Origin of the sequence: Ureibacillus sp. GCM10028918 (assembly GCF_042666115.1) — a bacterium.
GTDB lineage: Bacteria > Bacillota > Bacilli > Bacillales_A > Planococcaceae > Ureibacillus.
On the sequence record NZ_JBHTFK010000041.1, the window covers coordinates 115,379 to 133,144 of the forward strand.

The following is a 17,766-nucleotide window of genomic DNA, read 5'->3' on the forward strand; positions in this document are numbered from 1 at the left end:
GCTGACCTCTATTTGTGGTCAGCTCTTTTGCATATTAAACTAATTCAAGTACTACTACCGATTCTCGAACTGGTATTTTCCCATATTTAGCCATTTGCTGAGGACTATTCCCTTTATATCGAGCTACAAGAATTTTCTCTAATTTATAACCAACACGTTCTGCTATCAATGCTAACAAGTGATCGACAGGTACCACTACTCCTCCCCACCGTGAATTTCCTACAACAAATGCTAATTTCGAACCGTGCTTGAGAATAGATTTCATCGAAATTAAAGTCTCTTGTAGATCATCAAAATAACCACAAATCATGTGAGGGATTTTAGGATTATTATTTTCTGTCAGCTTAACTTTATTTAAAATTTCATTAACTTCAGGGATATCAGAAACGACGTCATTTTTAAATGAAGCTTCTACATGGGATTTATATGAGTCCTTAACTAGTCTCTTATATTCTTTCTCTGAGTTTAAAATCCCAGTTATGCTTAGCTCTGCTTTTTGCTGAGCAAAATAGTTATTTCTATTTAGATATGGTGGTGATGTTATTACAAACCCAGCTTCACCTTCAGGAACTGAATCTCTAGCGTTCATAGTAAAGACTTTCGCCATTACAGAGGGGTCTAATGAATTTCTTTCGATATCCATTACCATTTTCCATAATTTATCTTTTAAAATACCGTTTATATTTATATTTTCATCGACCGTCTTAATATTCAGCTTATTAACACCTACATTATCTTCCTTATTTAGGAATCGATAATGTGAGCCATGTTTTCTAATTAAGCTGATTTCCTCTAAAATAGAAATTAATCCTAGTAGAATAAAATCACGCTCATTTTTTGATAAACTTAACTTTTCTATATATTTTCTCCATCCTAATATTTGTTGAAGTATTTTAGGAGAATATGCTTTTAATAAATAATTCATGAATAACATATCCTCTAACTCTTCCTCTTTTTGATTTTCAAAGTCTAAGGATTTTAGTATTTCCTTAAGTCTCAATGAATCCCAATCACTTATTTTCAATTTAGTAATCCAGGTCATTAATGGGGAAATATCTGTGCCTATTGAATCTATTCCTAATTCTTTACATGCTAATAAGGTTGTTCCACTGCCTACAAAAGGATCAAATACTACTTCATCTCTTTTATACCCTATTTGGTCTAACAAATACTTTATTAAATCCTTAGAAAAGCCTTGTGTGTAGTGATACCAATTATGAATCGGTACATCCCCCTTATTCTTTTGAAAAGTTACTAATTTATTTAACTCTGGTGAATTAATATGATATTTATTGAATTTAGTAATTTCTACAGGTAAATACTTCAAACGACTATCAATTGAAAGTTCCTTATAATAACTATCACTAATTTCATCAACATTAATTTTCTGTTTAATATCCAGAATTTTTTTGTCCTCTATTTTAGGCTGTAAATTAGAATGCGAAACCTCATGATTCCTCTTTAAAAAGTCATTTATATGCGTTATCATTTGTTCATCTAATCCAAGTTTATCTATAATAATTTCATTAAGTAAAGATAAGGCCTCTAAATTATCTCCGTTTAAGTTTTTAATTACTTTTTTGATTTGCATTATTTCATCCGTAGAAAAAATTGGTAACCTTAATGAAACCAAATGACTTTTTAAAACTCTGAACCACCCTCTGTGCAGCTGAGTAGTTTTTTTCCTAAATTGATATTCCATAATTGGTGTATTAAGAATAGCCGTCCAAAAGTGATACTCCTCTTTGGTCATATCTTTAGCGATTAATGCGTATCCTGAGCTAAAAGCATATTTTCCCTCAAGGTCTGCTGCTATCTGTATTGATGGCATCATCTCTCTAATAAGAATTTTCGGTTTAAACATATGAATAATATTTTGAGATCGACTAAATTGAAATATTTTATCTTCTTTCTCTATACTTCTTGATTCTAAGACAGATTTATTTAACTCCATATAAGAGTTGAATTTAGGATAACTCTCTTCGCTGTAATTCTTTAGTTTTACTTTCCCGTTTGAAGAATCGAATTCATATGGCCAGATCAGAAACTGATTTATTCCTTCAATAGAAAATTTTCGAATGTTCGTCCCGTCTATAAATTCCCTCAAAACATCATTTTCAACTATATCTTTATTTTTCTCATCTAAAATAAAGACTTTGTTCGCACCAGTTCTAACTCCCTGAATGATCTTTTCAAAAATACTTGTAATTGAAACTGTAGTTTCTATATTATCAATTTTATTTAAGATTTCTTCTTCCAACGGATTATTTAATCTCCATGGATGCGCGAATAGTTTTGATTGTTCAATAGAGACTATTTTTGCTTTTTTCATTGCCGATCCTACAGAATCCCACTGAGTACCACTATCAAAACTTGTAACTGAAATTAAATTATTGGCTAACTTTTCATCATAACCAATTTTTTGGAAAATAATAACACATGTATAAGTCGTTTTGCCTTTAAAAACTTGCCCATCACCAAAATCAATTATCTCAATAATTCTAGTATTCCGTGATAATAAATTACAGATCTGTTTACCATATTTAGAAGTTAGAAACTTATTGGAGACTACCAATCCAGCAATCCCTTTATCTTTTAATAGATTAATAGTATTTACAATAAAAGGAACCGTTAAATCAAAGTTTCCATCTAGAAATCCATCGTATTCAGCTTTCAAAGCTTCAATATATGGCTCTTCTAAATTTTGAGAACGCACATATGGAGGATTTCCAACTATTAAATCATAATTATTATTTTTGAATACACTTTCAGATTCAAATAATGATATTTGTTCTGAATTATTTAACTCAATTAATGTATCTAAACAAGCAAATTCTATATTTTCAAACTGATTTAATAACTTAGCAGCAAATATGTATTCCTTATTAATATCATTTGCATAAATTTTCGAATCAGTCTCTAAACTAGTAGCCAGTTGGTTTAAAAAGGAACCCGATCCACAACTCAAGTCGCCAACATAGATCGGTTGTTCATTAAAGTATTCTTTATAATGGTTAATAGTTCTTTCTGTGATCATCTGCGCTAGCCATTTAGGAGTAAATACAGCACCTTGATTTTTTTTTATAATTTCATTACTAAAATAATCCCCTGCAGCTAAGAAAATGTCCTCGTTATTTAAACCCCCGTCGATATTTTTACAGATATCCCCTACTTCTTTATCCTTAAGATTTAATATATAATCTTTTATACAGTTTACCGTTTGATCGTCTAGCTCACTCAAGATTTTTTGGATTCTCTCATCTTTAAAAAGTGAAATTGTATCTTCTATTCCCAATCTTAAAGATCCTAAAATTAAAAACTCACTCATTTTACCAATTCTATTATCTTCCATTCTGAAACCTCAATTCTAAAAAAATCACGAGAAAAAAACACGTAACAAAATTATACACTTAAAATATAAAAAAAACAACGATTGCTAGGTATAAATTATATAATACTTAACTCTTATTTATTACGTGTATATAATCTTTAATCAGGAAGAAGCAAAACTTATAAGTTTTGATACCAATTACTTTTTGTGATAAAATCAGTATATCAATTGGTGTCAAAACTTATTATCAAAATTAAACTATCATATCGGGGGATTAATAATGAAATACGGTTACGCTAGGGTTTCAACTGCTGGACAAGATTTAGAAACCCAAATACAAAATTTAAAAACTGCTGGATGTGATGAAATCTTTAGCGAGCATTTTACAGGCACTCATACAAATCGCCCTGAGTTTAATACATTATTAAGAAAACTAGAGCCTGGTGATACATTAGTAGTAACTAAATTAGATCGATTTGCTCGTTCAGCTACAAAAGGAAGCGAGTTAGTTAAGGAGTTAATAGATAAAGGAATTGCTGTAAATATCTTAAATATGGGCTTGTTAGATAATACACCTGCATCCAAACTTGTGAGGAATATATTTTTCTCATTTGCTGAATTTGAACGTGATATGATTGTAGAGCGTACACAAGAAGGAAAAGCAATAGCAAAACTAAAACCTGGATTTAAAGAAGGTCGTCCTCCAAAATATACAAAAAAGCAGCTAAATCATGCGATTCAACTGCTAAATAATAATTCTTATAATCAAGTTTCTGAGCTAACTGGGATTTCTAAAAGTACATTAATACGAGAAGTTAAAAAAAGAAGAAAAGACGAGATCTAAATTTTTACCTCTTTATGTATCAACAATCGTTTGGATAAGTATAATACATGATTCTTCTTGTACATTATATAATAAGTGTAAGTGTTCATTTTTACGAAGTATCATATATATACTATTAAAATTCTCACTTGTACGAAACCAGCTTCCTGTTGAAACTAAAAAATTTACAGAGATAATATAATTAATAATTACCTTCAGAAAAAGGATAATAAAGTTCGCTGCACTCGTCTTTCCTAAATTACTTATGTACATCAACAATATATTGGATTAGTTTCATCCATGATTCTTCTTGTACATTATATGATAAGAGATCTTCATTACGAAGTACCAGATGTATACTATCAAAATTTTCACTTTTACGTAATCTCCACCAACTTTTACCAGAAGGCGCTCGCTCTTTAATAGAGCTGTATACCAACTTTTCTTCTGGATTGATGATTTTTGTTACGCTTCCAAAATTTAACAAATCTATGGGGAAGTCAATATAAAAGCCAAGCGCATTTTTCTTTGGATCAATATATCCGATTTTATAATCTGATTCACCATATTGTTTTTTTAATGACTTTGCCCATGGGACTGGCTTGTGACTCGCAATTAATAAACGACCTCCACGATTAGCTTCAATTTTACAATTGGGCATGTCATTAAATATTTTAACGAATTCTTTCAATTTTATTTGTACTATTTCATTCACTTCGACACCCCTTGTACTCTCCATCAATGTTTTGAAATTAACTATTCGAATTAGTTTCTAATTTTTGCTTCTCTTGAATTATTATATCTACTATCGATGATAACAACCTTGCTCTATTATTTTTTCCACTCATAGTACTAAAAAACATATATAGAATCGTTAGTGAAAACAATAAAAAATTAAGACATTGTATAATAAGAGTAAGTATTTCAAATGTAGTTGTGCCATGATTCAAAATGTCAATCGTCTTAGTAATAAAAAAACCAGATATTATTAGCGTTAGCATACTAACCGCTATTGTTTTACTCGTATTAGCAATGAAATTAGCAAAACCGTTGTTTAAGCTATTCTTTAAGGCATCTCTCAAGAGATAATAATCTACGAGCTCTTCTCCTACAAATATTTCTGTATCCTGTTTAAATTCCTTTAAGTTGTCTATAACATTTATCTTTTCTTCTTTATATCCAACAATTCTAAGTATAAGTTCATCTGTATCTATCTCGTCACCTAAATTAGTAAATAATTTATATTGTGAAGAGACTTGTTGCTTTGCTAATTCTAAATCTGTTTTATACCCTTTTTCCCTAAAAAATTTTAGGTATTGTGGTAGGAATATGGCCATTAACTATTATACAAAAGAACAATTAATAGAGTTTTTACAATGTCTAGAGAAAGAAGATAACATTAAATCTTATACATTATTTCGCTTACTTGCATATAGTGGAATGCGAAAAGGTGAAGCATTAGCTTTAACCTGGAATGATGTTAACTTTAAAGATAATGAAATTCGGATAAACAAAGCTTTATCACGTGGTGAAAATAATTTATATGTAAAAACCACTAAAACTAAAAGCTCTATTCGAACAATTCCAATGGATAAGAAAACAATAGATATTTTACAACAGTGGAAAAAACTTCAGAAGCAGGATAATCTAATGCTAGGTAAAAATGCATTACAACCAAAACAACTAGTTTTTAGTAATGAGAACAATGATTATCTTCAACCTACTAAAACACGAAAGTGGATGAGACAAGTCCAACAAAAATATAATTTAGAAAAGATAACAACTCATGGTCTTCGTCACACTCATTGTAGTTTACTATTTGAGGCTGGTGCGAGTATTAAAGAGGTACAGGAAAGATTAGGACATAGTGATATTAAAACGACTATGAATATTTATACTCATGTTACCAAAAAAGCAAAAGAAGCAACTGCAGAGAAGTACTCTATATACATGGATTATTAAGTTAAAAATCGATGGCATTTTAAATGCCATATTAAATGCCATTGATTGAAATTAAATGCTATTGCCTGATATGGGTAAAATAAAAAACCCTTGATATACAAGGGTTTTGATACTGTTTGAAATCCTATGATTTCGTATTATGGAGACGGCGGGAGTCGAACCCGCGTCCAGAAACTCCAATACTTAAGCGTCTACGCGTGTAGTCTGCCTATTCACGATTCGCGTGGCATTATGCCGACAAACAGGCGTCTTGCACGCTAGCTTGGAAATCTCTTGCCGGTGACTCAAGCGGCACCACCGACCGTATCCCACTAAAGTTGGGCCCTACGTTATCCACATGGGCGATGGATAGGCAGAGCGCTTACGAGCTTACGCTGCGAAAGCTAAATTTTGTTGTTTGCCAGTTATTATATAACTTCCGTTGATGACGGAGCCGAGACCTCCGACGCGCAGCTCAAGCTTGAACCATCCCTGTCGAATCCGTAACGTCCCCCTATATAAGAGAGATGTGTTTTCACACATACGGCATAAAAGGCGGTGAAGCTTTAGCCTTTAGCTACTGGCAACTTGTATACTTAGTATAAAACAAATTTAGAGAAACGGCAACACATCTGATTATTCCTGTCTATCCGAAATGTACCAAACCTGAATCTATCATCTTTTACCCGCGAATTTATCGCTTTAAACTCAACTTAAAAGGTTAAAACTGATTCTTCGCCTTGAAAGCACGTTCCATTTCCCTTTTGGCTTCCTTCTTCTTCAAATCATCACGCTTGTCGTAATTTTTCTTACCCTTCCCTACGCCGATTAATAACTTTGCATAGCCGTCTTTAATGTACATTTTTAGAGGGACAATTGTGTAGCCTTCTTGTTTAGTACGACCAAGTAGTTCGCTAATTTGCTTTTTATGTAACAGCAATTTTCTTACACGTAATGGATCATGGTTGAAACGGTTCCCTTGATCGTAAGGGCTGATATGCATATTGGAAATCCATGCTTGGTTGTTACGTATCTGAACGAAGGAGTCCTTTAGTTGAATCTTCCCTGCTCGGATTGATTTGATTTCTGTTCCTTGCAACACCATGCCGGCTTCAATTGTTTCTTCAATGAAGTAATCATGGTTTGCTTTTTTGTTTTGCGCTAATACTTTTCCAGTTCCTTTTGCCACGAGCGACACCTCACAATTTCTAAAAGCGAAACCGCCCTGCTTAGCCCCGACTAGCGCTGGAAGGTCCAAAGCGAAAGCTCTTTTTGCTTTCGTCGGAGGACATGAAGCGATCGAGGGGCTGGGCGGTGCAGCTAGACAACTTTATTATGATAAGAAGTTTCATATTTTCCTATCATCAAAACAATACCCCAAGTGCAAGACATCTCACACTTGGGCTTTAAATTCACCTTATCGTTTCTTCGTTTTTTTCTTTTTGTTTTTCTTCGCGACGCCTTCGTAATACTTTTGCTTTTGTTTTACTTTGCGTCCGCCTGTACCTGAGCCGGAACCGCCAGAACCAGATCCACCAGAACGACTTTCTGATCCTCTAGATTCCCCACGTCGGCCGCTACCGCCTTTGTCGTCGCCGTCTTTTACGCGACGGCCACCACGACCTTCTCTGCCTTCACCTTCAGATCTTCTACCTGAACCGGCGTGAATGACTTTCGGTGCGCTTTTGCGTGTTCGGCCACCATATGATTTCACCATATCGACCACTTCAAAGTCAACAGAGGACTCTTCTATTGTAACATTTGCGACGCGAACCTTCACCTCATCACCAATACGGAAGATGCGGCCCGTGTGTTCACCGACCATGATCATTTGACGGTCGTCGAAACGGTAATAATCGTCTGTCATATTGCTGATGTGGACAAGTCCTTCAATTGTATTTGGCAACTCAACAAAGATCCCGAAGTTTGTAACCGAAGATACCATTCCTTCGAATTCTTCACCGATTTTATCGGACATATATTGCGCTTTTTTCAGTGCATCTGTATCACGCTCGGCATCGACTGCACGACGTTCGCGTTCAGACGTATGATCGGCAATTTCATCCATTCTTTGTGCCCATTTGAAGGTTGTTTCTTTCGACACATCCCCTTCGATTAAATACGTACGAATTAATCGGTGAACGATTAAGTCCGGGTAACGACGGATTGGCGATGTAAAGTGCGTATAGTAATCCGTTGATAATCCAAAGTGACCGATTGATTCTGGATAGTATTTCGCTTGTTGCATCGAGCGAAGCAGCATTGTCGAGATGACCGGTTCTTCTGGCATTCCCTCAATGGCTTTGATAATTTCCTGCAATGCTTTTGGATGCACTGAATTTCCTGAACCTTTTACCACTAACCCGAAGTTTGTCACAAACTCAAAGAATCGTTGAAGTTTCTCTGGTTTTGGGTCTTCATGGATACGGTAAATGAATGGCACGTTCATCCAGTGGAAATGCTCTGCCACTGTTTCGTTGGCTGCTAACATGAACTCCTCGATTAAACGCTCGGAAACAGTACGTTCACGAAGAACGATATCCTGTGGCCAGCCTTCTTCATCCACTAAGACTTTAGATTCTTTGAAGTCAAAGTCAATCGCACCGCGTTCCATACGTTTCGTTCTTAGGATTTCAGCCAAGTCCGCCATATCCTTGAACATCGGTACAAGCTTTTCATAGCGCTCTTTTAACTGTTCATCGTCCTCTTCCAGGATTTTATAAACATCCGTATACGTCATACGTTCTACAGTTTTAATGACACTCTGGAAAATTTCATGCTCCACAACTCGTCCGTTTTGGTCGATTACCATCTCACAAGAAAGCGTTAAACGGTCCACCTGTGGATTTAATGAACAAATTCCATTCGATAAACGGTGTGGAATCATCGGGATTACTCGGTCTGTTAAATACACACTTGTTGCTCGATCATATGCTTCCTCATCGATAATCGAACCTTCTGTTACGTAATAGCTGACATCCGCAATGTGAACCCCTAATTTATATGTGCCATCTTCATTCTTCGTTACAGTAACAGCATCATCCAAGTCTTTCGCATCGGCACCATCAATTGTAACGATCATTTGATCTCGTAAATCACGGCGACCTACTAAGTCAGCTTCCTTAATTTCATCCGGCACTTCACCAGCTGCATCCACTACTTCTTGCGGGAACTCAGGTGGAATGCCATGTTTATAAATAATCGATAAAATATCGACACCCGGATCATTTTTGTGTCCCAGGATTTGTGTAATCATTCCAGTGGCAGATTTGATTTCATCCGGCCAGTTTGTTACCTCTACAACTACCTTGTGGCCATCTACAGCACCAAGGGAGTCTTCTTTTGTAACAAAGATATCCATATTTAATTTTTTATCATCCGTTACTACAAACCCAAAGCCACGATTCGCTTGGTATGTACCGACAAAAGTCGTTTTACTGCGTTCGATAACCTTTGTTACAGTACCCTCTCGTCGATCACCTGATGTCTCTTTTAGCACACGGATGAGCACGATGTCTCCATTTAAAGCACCATTGATTTCATGAGGTGGAATAAAGATATCATCCATTCCCACTTCTTCTGGTGTCACGAAGCCAAACCCTTTCGCATGGCCGATAAATTTCCCGCGAAGTAAGTTCATGCGCTCCGGAAGACCATAACGATTTGCACGGGAACGCACTACCGATCCTTCGTCTTCCATTCGTACAAGCGTTTTGATTAAATCCCTAAATTCCTCTGCGTCTTCTAATTCAAGTAATTCCTCTATTTCATCCACCTTTAGTGGTTTATAGTCATCTTGTTTCATTAAATCTAATATACGCAGTTGTAATTCATTTTTTTGTGTCATATATTTTCCCTCCTTTTTGCAATACTAAATGTAACTCTCTTGAGGCTTATGAATTTTCCCAATCCAGTGATTGCAAAAATTCAAGAACCGTTTCATGCAATAATTGTTTTTCTTGATCTAGCGTAATGACATGCCCAGAATGCTCGAACCATTTGATTTGTTTATTTAAGGATTCTACATTTTCATAAATAGTATGAGCAGAATGAGGGTCAATAATTTCATCATTTTTAGATTGTATGACGAAAATCGGTGCATATACCATATCGAGCTCTTGTCGAACATCCGTTATGAGCTGTTGTAATTGGGGCAATGAAGGCATTCCTTTTTCCCGGATCGCTTCAACTTCTTGTTCGATTGTCGGCTCCGGTTTTCCTTCAAAACGCTTATAATCCTTTGCGTATTTCAGAACACCCTGGAACATTTTATCGGTGGTTCTCATGGACATTGGAGAACACATCGTAACGATTCCCTTTACAGGCTGCATTAAACTTAGCTTTAATGAAAACACGCCACCTAATGAAAGGCCCACGACAGCAATTTCATCGTAGCCGGCATCTTTTAATGTTGCGTAGCCCTTTTGCACGTCTTCCCACCAATCATCCGGAGACGTTTCGATTAGTTGTTCAGGTGGAACCCCATGCCCCTTATAGTGTGGTGCGTGGCAAGTATAGCCCTGCTTTTCCAGAAAGCGTCCAAGCATCCTGACATCCGAAGAACTACCTGTAAATCCATGTAATAGTAGGACAGCACGTTTCCCTGCTTGAAAGAAAAATGGTTTTATTTCGGTATTACGCATTTTAGGTCCTCCAAATTATTCTTCTATATACATTATTTTCTCCATTATTATAAATTAAAACACTTAGCGCTTGTTGTTTGGGGACTTGTTATTTTATATAGGATGAATGAATTACTTGCGTGTTTGGGCACTTTACTTACGACTTTACACCATTTACGTGCGAACTCGTCCCCTTTTCGTGCGACTTCACTCTATTTACGTGCGACTTTCCCTTTTACGTGCGAGTTCGTTCTCTTTATGTGCGACTTCACGTGATTTACGTGCGGCTTTCCTCACTTTACGTGCGACTTTACACCATTTTCGTTCGAGTTCTCTTCTACTACTATATTTCCCTCTATTACATAAGTTTGGTAATTTCCGAAATTAAATTAAAACGCCTAACCATGCTCGGTTAGGCGTTGCATTCTTTATGAATCAAACTATTCGTTATATTTTTACGATTGCCAAAGTTAAGATAAAGAATAAAACTGCAAGAACGATTGTTATTCTATGTAAAACTAGCTCCATACCTCTTGCTTTCTGTTTACCGAAAAGTTGTTCAGCTCCACCCGAGATGGCACCTGATAATCCTGCGCTTTTACCAGATTGCAATAATACAATCACAATCAATGCAAGGCTTACGATAATTAGTAATGTTAATAACAAAGTATGCATAACTCCACCTCCTGAAATAGAAACTTCACAACAAGGTATAGTATAGCAATAATAGGTTGAAAATACAATAATCAGACGACTAAATGATTGACAAAAGTCTCATTCCTTCTATTTACTATCATCCTCATGTGAACTCTGCACTAAAAATGTTGTTCTCTATTTAAAAAGGAAAAATGACAATTTCACGTAAATCTACCCCAAATGGCCCATTCCTCCATTTTAGTAGTTTCTCACTATTTCTAACTTAATAATGTTTTATTCTCTTTTTATGCATATTAAACTAATTTTTCAGAATTTTATTGTAATTCCGATAATATTATCATAGAATGGTAACCAATATATCGAAAAGGGGTTACATCAGTATGAACACTTTACAAAAGATCGGGAAGTTCGCCGGTGATACGTTTGCTATTTGGGTTTTAGTCGCCGCTGGGCTTGCTATTTGGATGCCTGAAAACTTCACGTGGTTAGGGAATTATATTACACCATTATTAGGAATTGTTATGTTCGGTATGGGGATGACAATTAAATTAAGTGACTTTAAATTGATCCTGCAACATCCAAAAGGCGTTGCGATTGGCGTTGTTTCACAGTTTGTTGTAATGCCTACTCTTGCATTTATATTGGCGAAGGTTTTCGCACTACCACCTGAAGTTGCCGTAGGGGTAATTCTGGTTGGCTGCTGTCCAGGAGGAACTTCTTCAAACGTAATGACTTTTTTAGCTAAGGGTAATACCGCTCTATCTGTAACAATTACTTCAATTACTACTTTACTAGCACCGATTATGACACCAGCTCTTATCTATTTATTAGCTAGTGAATGGTTGCCCGTTTCGTTCTCGGCGATGTTTATGTCCGTAGTACAGGTGGTTTTAGTTCCAATTATCTTAGGGATTGTTGCACAATTTGTCTTTAAACCGGTTGTTGAAAAAGGGGTTGCAATCTTACCGACAGTATCCGTTATTGCCATTGTATTGATTGTAGCAGCGGTAGTAAGTGGAAGTCGTGACCGCATTTTGGAAACGGGGTTAATCATTTTTGCGGTTGTTATTTTACACAACGGCTTAGGTTATTTATTCGGCTATTTAATCGGAAAACTATTCAAGCTGAACTATGAAGATAAAAAAGCAGTTTCCATTGAAGTGGGAATGCAAAACTCAGGTCTGGGTGCTAACTTGGCGATGGCGCATTTCGACCCTGTAGCTGCAGTGCCAAGTGCGATTTTCAGCTTCTGGCACAATATATCCGGACCAATCCTTGCAACTTACTGGAGTTCAAGAGCTTCTAAAAAAGGCAAGGAGGAAGAACAACCAGAAATTGCGGAAGTTGCAAAAGCATAAAGACTGGGGACTACCATTCTAAAGTATTGAAGACTACTTTAATGGTAGTCTTTTTTAATGTCTTCATAATCCCTTTTTCACCTACCTTTTCTTGTTCCCCATAATTTACAAACTGGGACAAGCATTTACATTACTTAACAATGTTTTACAATTTCTAAACGCCAACTAAATAACTAGCTAATAGAATAAAAACTGAAAATACTAATCTATTAGGAGGCTTGGTTATGCCAGGTATACAAAAAAAATGGTTATCAGCAGCTTTAGTAGGAACACTTGCTTTATCTTCTCTTAGTATTGCAGCAGTTAATGCACAAGGGAATGGAAACGGGAACGGAAATGGGAATGGCAAAGCAAACGACAAGAATACTGAAAGTGCTAAAAATGTCATCATGTTAGTGATGGATGGAAGCAGTGATAATGTTAGTACAATCGCTCGCTGGTATAAAGGCGAAAGTTTAGCAATAGATAATATTTTAACAGGAGCTGTTCGTACGTATTCGGCTGAATCAGCTATTACAGACTCTGCACCAGCAGGAACAGCACTTGCGACAGGAAATAAATCAAACAGTGGCTACGTAGGAGTTTTACCTTCTCTTGTTAATACTCCAGGAGTTGAACAAGTCGCTGAAGAAGATGCATTTAAACCTGTAGCAAACGTATTGGAAGGTGCAAAACAGACTGGACGAGCTACTGGTGTTATTTCTACTTCAGAAATCCAGCACGCAACTCCTGCAGCGTTCTCTTCGCACGTGACAAAACGTTCAAACTATGATGATATCGCGGAACAGCAAGTCTTCCAAAATATCGATGTAGTACTTGGCGGAGGAAGTGACCCATTAAACGAAACACGCAAAGATGGGGACAACCTATTATCCGTAATTGAAGAAAAAGATTATGATTACGTAACGACTCGCGACGAATTATTGGCTTCAGATTCCGATAAAATCTGGGGAAGCTTTGCTCCGACTGCATTAGCTTACGATTTAGATCGTGAAAAAACAAAACCTGAGCAACCTACTCTAGCTGAAATGACTGAAAAGGCAATCGATACTTTAAGCCAAGATAAGGACGGATTCTTCCTGGCAATTGAAGGAAGTAAAATTGACTGGGCTGCACATGCAAATGATCCAATCGGTATGATTACGGACTTCCTGGCGTATGATGATGCAGTAGCGGAAGCTCTGGAATTTGCTGAACAAGACGGTGAAACTCTAGTAATTGCTGTAACAGACCACGGAAATAGCGGGATTACTATCGGTAACGTAAATACAGACTCTACTTATGATACAACACCAGTTTCTGCTTATATCGATCCATTAAAAGAAGCAACAATGACTGTTGAAGGGGCTTTAAGTTTACTTGAAGAAGATAAGTCGAATTTAGTGGAAGTAGCAGAAAGCTATGGATTAAAGAATTTAACTGCTGAAGAATTACAAGCATTAGAATCGAGTGAAGACTTAGGTTCTACACTAGTGCAGTTATTATCTACTCGTGCCAATATCGGATTTACGACAGGTGGACATACAGGAGATGACGTATTCCTATATTCTTACGGTCCTTCTCATCCAACAGGTTTAGTTGAAAATACAGATTTAGCTCACATAATGGCAAGTGCAATGGGCTTCAACTTAAATGATTTATCAAATGATATCTTTGTTGATGCAAAAGCTGAATTCGAAAAATTAGGCTATACAACTACAATTGATACAACAAACGAAAATAACCCAGTGTTTGTGGCAAAGAATAATAACCGCACAATCACTATCCCTGAAAATAGAAATACAGTTACGATTCAAAATGGCAATTCGGCTGGAAACACTCGCGAATTCAATACAGTAACAGTATACAATGATGAGAAATTCTTCATCTCTGAAGAAATGTTGAACTTCGCGAAGTAAAAAATAAAAGCAATGCTTGAGATTACATCTCATGCATTGCTTTTTTCGCTCAATTTGAGCCTCACGTTAAGCCTTCACTACGGCTTCTGATAGTTTTTGTTTCCTTTTCCTAATCCATTCTTCCACTCCACCAGTCCCGATCAACACACCGATAATGATTAACAGACAACCAAAGATTTGTGAAAGATGCATTTGTTCACCCAATATCACGACTGCACCGATTAAAGCAAAGATTGTACTTAAATTGTTGAAAATCGCTGTTTCAGCAGTCCCGATTTTTTTAATCATCGAGTTAAATAGACTATGTCCAACGGCTGTTGCAAAAATTGCCGAGAATAAAAATACTGCCCATAGTTCACCATTCAAACCTGAGAAGGCTGTAAACGATTCAGGTGTTATGACAAGGTTATACATAATCATAACCATCGATCCAATTGTTAACATATAAGCTGTCAGTACAAGAGGCGGAATCGTTAAGGTAATCCGGCGAATGATGAAAAAGCTAAAGGCTTGAACGATAATGGATCCTAACACATAGACGTCTCCCAATACAAAAGCAGTCACGGCAGAAACATCGTCTACCACTGCTATAGCAATCCCCAAAAAGCCTATAACAAACCCAGTAAATCTTAGCTTCGTTAACGAAGTTGCTCTCGTTGCAACAGCAATAATTGCTGTAATAAGTGGAGCTAAGCCGAGAATAAGAGAAGCCTTCACTGCAGAAGTTTGTTGTACTCCCGTTGCCAGTAAAGAGTGATGGGCGATGACTCCTAACAAAGTAGCCAGAAGGACAAACTTCCAAGGCATTTCTTTATATACAACTTGCTTTCTCATTACGAATAAGATGAGAAACAAAGTAATTCCTGCAAGGAAAATCCGAGTCCCTTGCATGACGAGAGGCGGTATGTCCAATACAAGCAATTTTAAAAGGGATAAATTAATTCCCCATAAAAACATGGTTAAAATCATAACTCCATAAGCTTTCAGCAAGATAATCCCCCTTCCCTAGAAGTTTATAGGAACTCTACAATTCAATTACATACCCATTATACTTTAACTGGAATTTATTTCATTATTTATTTTTGTAATATTGAAATTTAGGAACACCCGTTCTATAATTGATTTAGATAGTATTAAAGGAAGTGTTGTTGATGAGACCTCATCTAACGAAAGAAATCAATATTCAAAGTTTTAAAGACTTTTATTGGTTGAAAGAAGAACTCCAAACATTTTGCAGAGAAAACGGGTTAAGCCCCTCAGGATCCAAGATTGAAATTTCCGATAGAATCGAGACATTTCTGCAAACAGGAGAGATAAAAAAACCTGATAGGAAATCAGGAATAAATAAAAAGCTTGAACCACAAGCAAATTTAAGCCTGGATACAGTCATCACGGAAAACCATCGTTGCAGTCAAGATGTACGCGCATTTTTCAAAACAGTGATTCCAAATTTTCATTTTTCTACTTATATCCAGAACTATTTTAAAAACAATGTTGGCAAAACGTATCGTGATGTTGTAGATGCTTGGTTTGAGGAAGTCGAGCGAATGAAAGATCCCTCATTTAAGAAGAATATTGCCCCGCAATTTGAATACAATCGGTTTATTCGTGATTTTTTTGCCGACCCAGAAAATCAAACGAAAAGTCGTGAAGAAGCAATTGAAGCCTGGAATGCCATCAAAAAACTCCCTGGAAGCAACGAGTATAAACCTAGTATTTAGCTTGAAGACCACACTACAAATTGAATCCCTACGTAAAAAACCACCTGATTCAACTTGAATCAGGTGGCCCTAAACTTACGATTATCGTAAGTTGTAGAATGTTTTTAAACCAAGGTATTGGCTTGTTTCTGCCAACTGATCTTCGATGCGAAGAAGTTGGTTGTATTTTGCTACGCGGTCTGTACGGGATGGTGCACCTGTTTTAATTTGACCAGCGTTTGTTGCTACTGCGATATCCGCGATTGTTGCGTCTTCCGATTCACCAGAGCGGTGAGAAATTACAGCCGTGTACCCTGCGCGTTTTGCCATTTCAATCGCATCAAACGTCTCCGTTAATGTACCGATTTGGTTTACCTTAATCAGGATTGAGTTCCCCACACCTTGCTCGATCCCTTGAGAAAGTTTGTTTGTATTCGTTACAAATAGGTCATCCCCAACAAGTTGAACACGATTTCCGATACGTTCTGTTAGTAATTTATGGCCAGCCCAGTCGTTTTCATCCAGACCATCTTCAATTGAGATGATTGGGTATTTCGAAGTTAACTCTTCATACCAATCAACCATTTCTTCGGAAGTTTTCACAACACCTTCACCATCTAAATGGTATTTGCCATCTTCTTTGTTGAATAGTTCTGAAGATGCAACGTCCATTGCAAGCTGTACTTGTTCACCTGCTTTGTAGCCAGCTTTTTCGATTGCTTCTAAGATGACTGTAATTGCTTCTTCGTTTGAGCCCAGGTTTGGAGCAAAACCACCTTCGTCACCTACTGCCGTATTGTAGCCTTTTTCTTTTAACACTGATTTTAGGCTATGGAAGATTTCAGCACCAATGCGTAGTGCATGACGGAAAGACTCAGCTCCTACAGGCATTACCATAAATTCTTGAATGTCCACGTTATTATCAGCGTGAGCACCGCCATTTAAAATGTTCATCATTGGAACTGGCAGTTGTTTTGCGTTTACGCCACCAAGGTATTGGTATAAAGGAATGTCAAGGTAATCTGCTGCTGCATGCGCCACTGCCAAGGAAACACCTAGAATTGCATTCGCTCCTAATTTTCCTTTGTTTTCAGTACCATCCAATTCGATTAACGCTTTGTCAATTACTACTTGGTCTAGAACCGAATAATTGCCTTCCAACTCTTCGGCAATAATTGTATTCACGTTTTCTACTGCTTTTAATACACCTTTACCAAGATAACGAGACTTGTCTCCATCTCGTAATTCAACTGCTTCATATTCGCCTGTTGATGCACCAGATGGTACGATGGCACGGCCAAATGCACCTGACTCCGTAAATACTTCTACCTCTACTGTTGGATTTCCACGTGAATCTAATACTTCGCGAGCATAAACTTGTGTAATAAATGGCATAATTAAACTCCTTTATTTGTCAATTTTCTTTTATACTTCTA

At 36.6% G+C, this 17,766-nt stretch carries 14 protein-coding genes and 1 other RNA gene; 5 read left to right on the forward strand and 10 right to left on the reverse strand.

Annotation, left to right across the window (positions count from 1 at the left end):
* Positions 1 to 34 precede the first annotated feature (34 nt).
* Positions 35 to 3,352, reverse strand: coding sequence for an Eco57I restriction-modification methylase domain-containing protein (locus ACFQU5_RS19800; protein WP_390291899.1), 3,318 nt, complete (start codon positions 3,350 to 3,352; stop codon positions 35 to 37).
* Positions 3,353 to 3,611: 259 nt separating this feature from the next.
* Between ACFQU5_RS19800 and ACFQU5_RS19805 the strand changes: the two genes are divergently transcribed.
* The gene (locus ACFQU5_RS19805; RefSeq protein ID WP_390291901.1) at positions 3,612 to 4,175 is read left to right on the forward strand and encodes a recombinase family protein; all 564 of its coding nucleotides are present in this window, start codon (positions 3,612 to 3,614) and stop codon (positions 4,173 to 4,175) included.
* 238 nt (positions 4,176 to 4,413) lie between these two features.
* Here ACFQU5_RS19805 and ACFQU5_RS19810 read toward each other — a convergent pair whose 3' ends face one another.
* Together ACFQU5_RS19810 and ACFQU5_RS19815 are read right to left on the reverse strand one after the other, a co-directional pair.
* A complete protein-coding gene (locus tag ACFQU5_RS19810) occupies positions 4,414 to 4,869 on the reverse strand; it encodes a hypothetical protein (protein WP_390291903.1) in 456 nt (151 codons plus the stop codon).
* Between the two features lie 37 nt (positions 4,870 to 4,906).
* Positions 4,907 to 5,491 carry a hypothetical protein gene (locus ACFQU5_RS19815; RefSeq protein ID WP_390291905.1) on the reverse strand — a complete coding sequence of 195 codons (585 nt, stop codon included), beginning with the start codon at positions 5,489 to 5,491 and terminating at the stop codon, positions 4,907 to 4,909.
* On the opposite strand from ACFQU5_RS19815, the gene ACFQU5_RS19820 reads away from it, so the two are divergent.
* On the forward strand, positions 5,484 to 6,116 hold the full coding sequence (locus ACFQU5_RS19820) for a site-specific integrase (RefSeq protein WP_390291907.1): 633 nt from the start codon (positions 5,484 to 5,486) through the stop codon (positions 6,114 to 6,116). The genes ACFQU5_RS19815 and ACFQU5_RS19820 overlap by 8 nt on opposite strands.
* Before the next feature lie 137 nt (positions 6,117 to 6,253).
* Here the strand turns inward: ACFQU5_RS19820 and ssrA are convergent.
* The 5 genes from ssrA to secG all read right to left on the reverse strand — a co-directional run bounded on the left by ssrA (position 6,254) and on the right by secG (position 11,392).
* Positions 6,254 to 6,609: a transfer-messenger RNA gene (gene ssrA, locus ACFQU5_RS19825) on the reverse strand.
* 207 nt (positions 6,610 to 6,816) lie between these two features.
* Positions 6,817 to 7,284, reverse strand: a complete 468-nt coding sequence (smpB, locus tag ACFQU5_RS19830; protein ID WP_390291909.1) for an SsrA-binding protein SmpB — start codon at positions 7,282 to 7,284, stop codon at positions 6,817 to 6,819.
* A 228-nt stretch (positions 7,285 to 7,512) separates the two neighbouring features.
* Positions 7,513 to 9,942 (reverse strand): ribonuclease R, encoded by a 2,430-nt coding sequence (rnr, locus tag ACFQU5_RS19835; protein ID WP_390291911.1) that lies wholly within the window; start codon positions 9,940 to 9,942, stop codon positions 7,513 to 7,515.
* Between the two features lie 46 nt (positions 9,943 to 9,988).
* Positions 9,989 to 10,738, reverse strand: coding sequence for an alpha/beta hydrolase (locus ACFQU5_RS19840; protein ID WP_390291913.1), 750 nt, complete (start codon positions 10,736 to 10,738; stop codon positions 9,989 to 9,991).
* A gap of 426 nt (positions 10,739 to 11,164) precedes the next feature.
* A complete protein-coding gene (gene secG, locus ACFQU5_RS19845) occupies positions 11,165 to 11,392 on the reverse strand; it encodes a preprotein translocase subunit SecG (RefSeq protein ID WP_301137398.1) in 228 nt (75 codons plus the stop codon).
* A 362-nt stretch (positions 11,393 to 11,754) separates the two neighbouring features.
* Here secG and ACFQU5_RS19850 point away from each other — a divergent pair, with 362 nt between their 5' ends.
* Positions 11,755 to 12,732, forward strand: coding sequence for a bile acid:sodium symporter family protein (locus ACFQU5_RS19850; RefSeq protein ID WP_390291916.1), 978 nt, complete (start codon positions 11,755 to 11,757; stop codon positions 12,730 to 12,732).
* Between the two features lie 224 nt (positions 12,733 to 12,956).
* Positions 12,957 to 14,630 (forward strand): alkaline phosphatase, encoded by a 1,674-nt coding sequence (locus ACFQU5_RS19855; protein ID WP_390291918.1) that lies wholly within the window; start codon positions 12,957 to 12,959, stop codon positions 14,628 to 14,630.
* A gap of 66 nt (positions 14,631 to 14,696) precedes the next feature.
* Here the strand turns inward: ACFQU5_RS19855 and ACFQU5_RS19860 are convergent, their stop codons facing one another.
* Positions 14,697 to 15,620, reverse strand: coding sequence for a DMT family transporter (locus ACFQU5_RS19860; protein ID WP_390291920.1), 924 nt, complete (start codon positions 15,618 to 15,620; stop codon positions 14,697 to 14,699).
* Between the two features lie 161 nt (positions 15,621 to 15,781).
* Here ACFQU5_RS19860 and ACFQU5_RS19865 point away from each other — a divergent pair, with 161 nt between their 5' ends.
* A complete protein-coding gene (locus ACFQU5_RS19865; protein WP_390291922.1) occupies positions 15,782 to 16,351 on the forward strand; it encodes a DUF6434 domain-containing protein in 570 nt (189 codons plus the stop codon).
* 81 nt (positions 16,352 to 16,432) lie between these two features.
* Here ACFQU5_RS19865 and eno read toward each other — a convergent pair whose 3' ends face one another.
* Positions 16,433 to 17,725 (reverse strand): phosphopyruvate hydratase, encoded by a 1,293-nt coding sequence (gene eno / locus ACFQU5_RS19870; protein ID WP_390291924.1) that lies wholly within the window; start codon positions 17,723 to 17,725, stop codon positions 16,433 to 16,435.
* Positions 17,726 to 17,766 lie beyond the last annotated feature (41 nt).